Here is a 6,534-nt window from a genome sequence, read left to right as displayed (position 1 = left end):
GTCCGGGACGGCAGCCGGTGCTCGGCACACCGGCTGCCGTCCCGGACGAGCAGGCGGGCACCGAGGACACCCTCGATGTCCTCGCGCACGCGCTGGCGCTGTACGCCGGCGCCTGCCGGCTGGAGGCACGCGTGCCCGGCACGCTGGCGCGCGGCACGCGGCAGCTCGCCTGCTGCCTGCCGGATACCGCACCCGACCAGCGTCAGGCCGCCCTCGGCTGGCTGCTCGCCGCCGGTCGCGAGCTGTTCGCGTTCTACCTGCTGCTGTGGGAACTGGCGCTGTCGACCGATCTGGCCGACGGCGTGCCCGCCTGGTCGGCGGCGACCACCCCGCAGCACTGATCCCGGCCACGGCTGGACACTTCCTCTGTTCGGAGCCTGCCCGATGAGCGAATCCAATCCGCGTCGCCTGCACGATGCGCTGAACGCGACGCTGCGCCGCTACATCCCGACCACGCTGCCGATCAGCCGCCGCTACCCCGAGCTGCGCCGCGAGGTGCGCGAGCAGGTCGCAGCGCAGACGCTGGTGCAGGGGCCGTACGTCGAGGCGCTGCCGGACTTCGAGAAGGGCCGGCCGCTGCGGGCGCTGCTGCGCGGCAACGGCGGCTATCTGCACGACGGCTTCGGCGCGCTGCCGGCCGCCCTGCTCGACCGGCCGCTGCACCGGCATCAGGAACAGGCGCTGGAGCTGGCCTGCCGCGACGGCGACAACCTGCTGGTCGCCACCGGCACCGGTTCGGGCAAGACCGAATGCTTTCTGTATCCGCTCGTGCAGCGCCTGCTCGATGACCCCGAGCCGCAGCGCCCGGGCGTGCGCTGCCTGCTGATCTACCCGATGAATGCGCTGGCCAACGACCAGCTCTACTACCGCATCGCGCCGCTGTTCGGGCATCTGCTCGGTGCGGCCGGCATCAGCTTCGGCCGCTTCACGTCCCAGATCCGCGCCCATACCCGCCGCTTCGAAGAGGAAAGCCGGCTGCGCGAGAACGACCGGCTGATGACCGCCCTCGGCGGTGCAATCCCGGCGCACTGGCGGCTGACGCGCGAGGAAATGCTCGCCGCGCCGCCGAAGATCCTGATCACCAACTACGCGATGCTCGAACACCTGCTGCTGCTGCCGCGCAACGCACCGCTGTTCGCACAGGACGCGCTGCAGTGCATCGTGCTCGACGAGATCCACACCTACAGCGGCGCACAGGCCACCGAGGTCGCCTTCCTGCTGCGCAAGCTCAAGAACCGGCTCGGCCTCGAGCGCCGGCTGCAGGTGTTCGGCACCAGCGCCAGCCTGCCGGAAGGCGAGGCTGCCGAAGTCTGCATCCGGCGTTTCGCGAGCGAGCTGCTCGACGAGCCGCTCCAGCGCGTCGTGCGCGGCCGGCGCATCGTGCATACGGCGCTCACCGACCCGGCGAATGAACCGTTTTCGCTGTCGCCCCGGGTCTGGACGGCGCTGGCGCCGGTGCTGGACCGGCTGGCGGCGCTGCCGGAACCCGGTGTCGGGGACTGGCGCGCGGAAATCCGGGAAGCCGGCCTGCCGGCAGCGCTGGCGGATCGGCTGTCCGCCGCCGACCGCAGCGCACTCGCGCCGGCGCTGGTGCCGGCCTTCGCCGGCAACCGCGAACTGCGCCGGGTCGCCGAGCGGCTCGATCGCGGCGGCGTGCAGACTTTCACGCAGCTCGCCCGCGATACCTTCGCCGGTCTGCCGGAGGCCGATGACGAGACGCTCTGCAGTACCGCCCTCAGTGCCGTGATCCACCTCGGCATGCTCGCCCGCAGCGGGCCGGACGCCTTCCCGCTGCTGCCGGCGCGCTATCACCTGGCCGTCAACGGCATCGAGGGCATCGCGGTGCGTCTCGATGCGCAGGCCCCCGAGGGCTGGGCCGCGCTGACGGTGCGGCGCACGCATCGCGACGAGCACGGCCTGTACTACCCGCTGCTGGTCTGCCGCAAATGCGGCCAGCCGTACATCGAAGGCTTCCACGACGCGCACTCCGCCCGCCTGCACCACCGCCGCCCGGCCGGCGGCGAGAGCAAGGTGCAGCGGCGCGTGTTCTGGCTCGGCTCGCCGCCGGACGTGCGCACCGCCGACGAGAGCGACGAGCTGGACGGCCCCGAAGAATCCGGAACCCCGGCCGGCCTGTGGACGACGCGGCGCATCGACCCGCAGACCGGGCTGGAAAGCGCCGGCGGCAGCGTGACGCTGTACGAGATCACGACGGTCGAGGACCAGGAGGAGCGCGCGCACTACGTGCAGACCTGCCCGGCCTGTGGCGGACGCACCGGTGCGGCCGATGCCGAGATCGTCACGCGCATGCATCCCGGCGACGAGGCGCTCGGTTCGGTCGTCGTGCAGCAGGTGCTGGAGGCACTGCCGGAGCGCACCGACGGCCGGCGCCTGCCGATGGGCGGGCGCAAGCTGCTGACCTTCTCCGACAACCGCCAGAACGCGGCCTTCTTCGCGCCGTACTTCGAACGCACGGCCAGCGAACAGGCGCTGCGCACCGGTCTCTGTCAGGCGCTGAAGGACTGTCATGAACGCGAGGATGCGCGCGACCTCGATGACCTCGTGCATGCCGTCACCAAGCACTGGCGCCGGGCCGGCCTGCCGCTGCTGCTCGATGAGAACGGCCGGCTGCTGGAAAGCGGCGAGCGCTTCAGCGACCTGCTGACCGGCCTGGTCGCCGCCGAATTCTGCACGCCGGGCGGACGGCGCAATTCGCTCGAAGCGCTCGGCCTGGTCAGCGTGCAGGTCGATCCGCAAGCCCTCGACCGGATTGCACGCAGCGTGCAGGCACTGGTGCCGGCAGCCCAGCAGGCCGGACTGCCGGGGCTGCTGGATTTCCTGCTCGAAACCGTGCGTCGCGAAAAGGCGATCGGCGGACTCGACGGCATCGACATGAAGAACGCCTGGCTCTGGGGCGCGAACTACGCCAGCCACCGCGCCTTCGCGCTGTACCGCGACAAGGACCGCAAGCTGCACGGCTGGCTGCCGGCCGAGGGCAGCCGCCGGCACAACCGGCGCACGCACTACCTCGTCAACCAGCTCGGCTGGCCGCGCGACGCGGCGATCGAATTCCTCGGGCGCGTCTGGAGTGAACTGGAGCGCGTGAAGCTGCTGGTGCGCCTGCCCGATGGCGGCCATGGCCTCGATGTGCATGCGCTGCGCTTTGGCAGCGCGCTGCAGCAGCCACTGCACGTCTGCCGCCGCTGCGGGCTGATGCAGCTGACCGCGATCGCCGGGCGCTGCACGGCCTACGGCTGCAACGGCGAAACCCGGCCGCTCGACGCCGGCGAGCGCGACGCGCTGAATGCCGAAAACCACTACATCACCCGCTACCTCGATGGCGGCGCCGGCACCGTGCGTGCGCGCGAGCACACCGCATCGCTGTCGACCGGGCTGCGCGAGCAGATCGAACGCGAGTTCGCCGAAGGCAGCGTCAACCTGCTGAGCTGCACGACGACGATGGAGATGGGCGTCGATCTCGGCGACCTCGAAGCCGTCGTCAACCTGGACGTGCCGCCGGGCATCGCCAACTACCAGCAGCGCACCGGCCGCGCCGGCCGGCGCGCCCAGGCCGCGCCCTTCTGCGTGACGGTCGCCCGCAACGCCCAGTACGACCAGGCGATGTTCCGCGATTTTCCGGACTATCTCGGTCGCAGCGCGCCGGTGCCGTCGCTGCTGCTCGACAATGCGCAACTGTTCCGGCGCCACCAGCTCGGCATCGTGCTCGGCGGCTTCCTGCGCGCACGCATCGCCAGAACCGACAAGAACGCGCCCGAGCTGAAGGATCTGTTCGCCGATCCCTTCGATGCCGCGGCCTGCGCAGCCTTCGACGGAACGCTCGCCCACTGGCTCGAAGGCGAAGACGGCCGATCGGCGCTTGATGAGGCGACCCGACTCACGCAGCGCCTGCCCGACGGCCTGCAGCACCTCGGTCTGGCCGGCCCGCAGTTGCGCGAGCACGCCCGCGAGCGGCTGCTGGAATTCGCGCAGGAAGTCCACGAGCGCTGGCAGCTCTACGAGGAAAAGCGCCGCGAGGCTTTCGAAAGCGCCGGCAGCACGACCAGCAAGGGCCTCGCCCAGCAGCAGCGCTGGGTGCGGCTCGCCGAGGAATACCTCGGGCAGTTCATCGTCGATCAGTGCTCGGCGCGCAGCCTGATCCCGACCTACAGCTTCCCGGTGCATTCGCTGAACCTGGAAGTCGTGCGCGAACAGCAGCAGCAGAACTATCCGGGCCAGGGCAGCGACGTGGCGCTGAGCCGCGACGCCAGCCTCGGCATCAGCGAATACGCCCCCGGTGCCGAGGTCGTCGCCAACGGCCGCATCTGGACCAGCGCCGCGCTCGCGCGCTATCCGAAGCAGTTCATGCCCGAGGAGTACTACGTCGCCTGCCCCGACTGCCATCACGTCGATGCAGCGATCGCACGCGAGGACGTCCCGGCACGCTGCAGCCACTGCGGCAGCGGCGAGAGCCACAGGCAGGTCCACGCCTACCTGCGCCCGCGCGGCTTCACGACCAGTTACACCGAGCGCAACGGCAAGGACCCCGGCAGCACGCGGCGGCGCTCGCGCCCGGCCGACGAGGCCCGGCTGATCACGATCCCGCGCGAGAGCCAGTACGAGGCGACCGATCACCCGCTGCTGCGCCGGGCGCTGCTGCGTGCCCAGCCGCACGAGGCCGATGCCGGCAGCGGCCGGCTGTTCATCGTCAACCGCGGCCCGCACAGCCACGGCTACCTGCACTGCCCGTGGTGCTTCCACGCCGAGCCGGCCGTCAGTCTGAAACCGGCCAAACGCAAGCACGATGATCCGCTGAGCGGCAAAGCCTGCGCGTACGAAAATTCGCTGAAGCCGGTCGATCTCGCGCACGAATTCGACACCGACGTGCTGCTGCTGCGCTGTGCGCTGCCGCTGGCGCCGAAGGAGTGTCCGGAGCTCTTGCCCAGACAGGCACTGGAAGCCAGCGCCCGCACACTGGCCGAAGCGCTGCGTTTCGCTGCCGCCGGACTGCTGGAGATCCAGCATCAGGAACTGCGTGCCGTGTACCGGCTGCGCGGCGCCCGCGCCGAGTTCGTGCTCTACGACGCCGTGGCCGGCGGTGCCGGCTATTGCGTGCGGCTGGCGCAGGAACACACGATCCGCGCGCTGCTGCAGGCCGCACTGGTGCGGCTCGACTGTCCGCGCGATTGCGCGAGCGCCTGCACGGCCTGTCTGTGCGACTACTCGAACCAGATGCACTGGGACGCCCTCGACCGGCACGCGGTACGCGACTGGCTCGCGACCCTGCTCGATGAGACCGGCCCGGATCCCTGGACGGCGCGTGGCGCCGTGTGCTGGCCGACGCCGAACCTCGCGCAGCTCGACACGCTGCTCGGCCCCGGCGGTACGCTGCTGCTGTGCGCCGATGCGCTCGATGCCGAAACCGCCGATGACGAAGCCCGCGACTGGCTGTTGCGCCGGCTGGTGGAGGGCACGCGTATCGAACTGTTCCTGCGCCGGCTGCCGCGCACACCGCTGAAGGGTTCGACCGCCCGTGAACGCCAGACCCTGCTGCACCTGCAGCCCTGGCTCGCGGACGGGCGGCTGCGCATCGCCAAGCTGCCGCAGGATGCAGACCTGCAGACCCTGCCCCGCTTATGCCGGCCCGAGGCCGGCGCTGCGGCAGCGATCCTGACCGCGCAGCCGGAACAGCCGCTGCTCGATACGCTGCTGCCCGAGCCCGTCTACCGCCAGCCCGTGGACGCCGGCCTGCAGAGCACCCTCCAGACCTTGCGTCGCCAGAGCCGGTTCTGCAGCGCGGACAGGTTCCAGGCTCTGCTGCCGATCGAGCGCTGGGCCTACGAAGCGCATCAGGCCCGCGACTTCAAGGCCTTGTTCGCGGTGCTCGCCGGACACCGGATCGGCGTCCTGCGCATCCATGACCCCTACTGCGCCGCCGAACAGCGCCAGCTCGAAGCCCTCGCGGCTTGCGTGAACCGGGTCCGGGACTGCAGTGACGGCATCGACCGGCTCGAAGTCGTCTGCCGCGAGCTGAACCGCCACGACGAGCGCCATCGCGGCACCGAGGCCACCCGCCAGGCCGCCCTCCAGGCGCTGCGGCCCGTGCTGCCGGGCGCTCCGCTGGACGTGAAGGTCGAAAGCTATCGCGGCGGCAAGCGCAGCCACGATCGCTGGCTCGATGCGGTCTGCATCGACGACTCCGGAATCCGCATCACGGTTCGCTACGACCTGTCCGGCGGCATCGATTACCTGATGGACCCGGCCCGCGCCACGAAGGTGTACCGATACCTGATCGAAGACTGAGACCGATCACACGCAAGTGCATGAATGCCTGGCGCTTCCTTGACAAGGGCGATGGACTGGAAAGCGAAGCGATCCGGTGTGGCCGGCAGGACGGGAGCGACGGCGTTCCCGGTGGCGGCGACATGCCGCGCAGCCGGCGGGCAAGGCGGCCCGACGCCCCTGTCCCTGCCGCCTCAGCCCCAGAGCTTCAGCGCGATCCCCGGCACCAGAAAGAACAGCAGCACGCCGAGCTTG

3 protein-coding genes are annotated in these 6,534 nt (G+C 70.7%); all 3 read left to right on the top strand.

Features of this window, described 5'->3' with window-relative positions; all coding sequences use genetic code 11:
* Positions 1 to 341 (top strand): hypothetical protein (locus PKE44_RS13270; protein WP_324551968.1); only part of this gene is annotated, 341 nt, incomplete at its 5' end.
* A 43-nt stretch (positions 342 to 384) separates the two neighbouring features.
* Positions 385 to 6,300, top strand: coding sequence for a DEAD/DEAH box helicase (locus PKE44_RS13265; protein WP_324551966.1), 5,916 nt, complete (start codon positions 385 to 387; stop codon positions 6,298 to 6,300).
* 20 nt (positions 6,301 to 6,320) lie between these two features.
* Positions 6,321 to 6,534, top strand: a 214-nt coding sequence (locus PKE44_RS13260; protein WP_324551964.1) for a hypothetical protein, incomplete at its 3' end; no start/stop codon positions are given.

The sequence above is a fragment of the Plasticicumulans sp. genome (genome assembly GCF_035331805.1).
GTDB lineage: Bacteria > Pseudomonadota > Gammaproteobacteria > Competibacterales > Competibacteraceae > Plasticicumulans.
Note: the sequence above shows the minus strand (reverse complement) of the source record. Positions and strands in the feature narration are given on the sequence as shown.

Excerpts from the sequence above, each read along its gene's own strand:
- PKE44_RS13265 (WP_324551966.1), top strand. The coding sequence starts at position 385 with ATGAGCGAATCCAATCCGCGTCGCCTGCACGATGCGCTGAACGCGACG.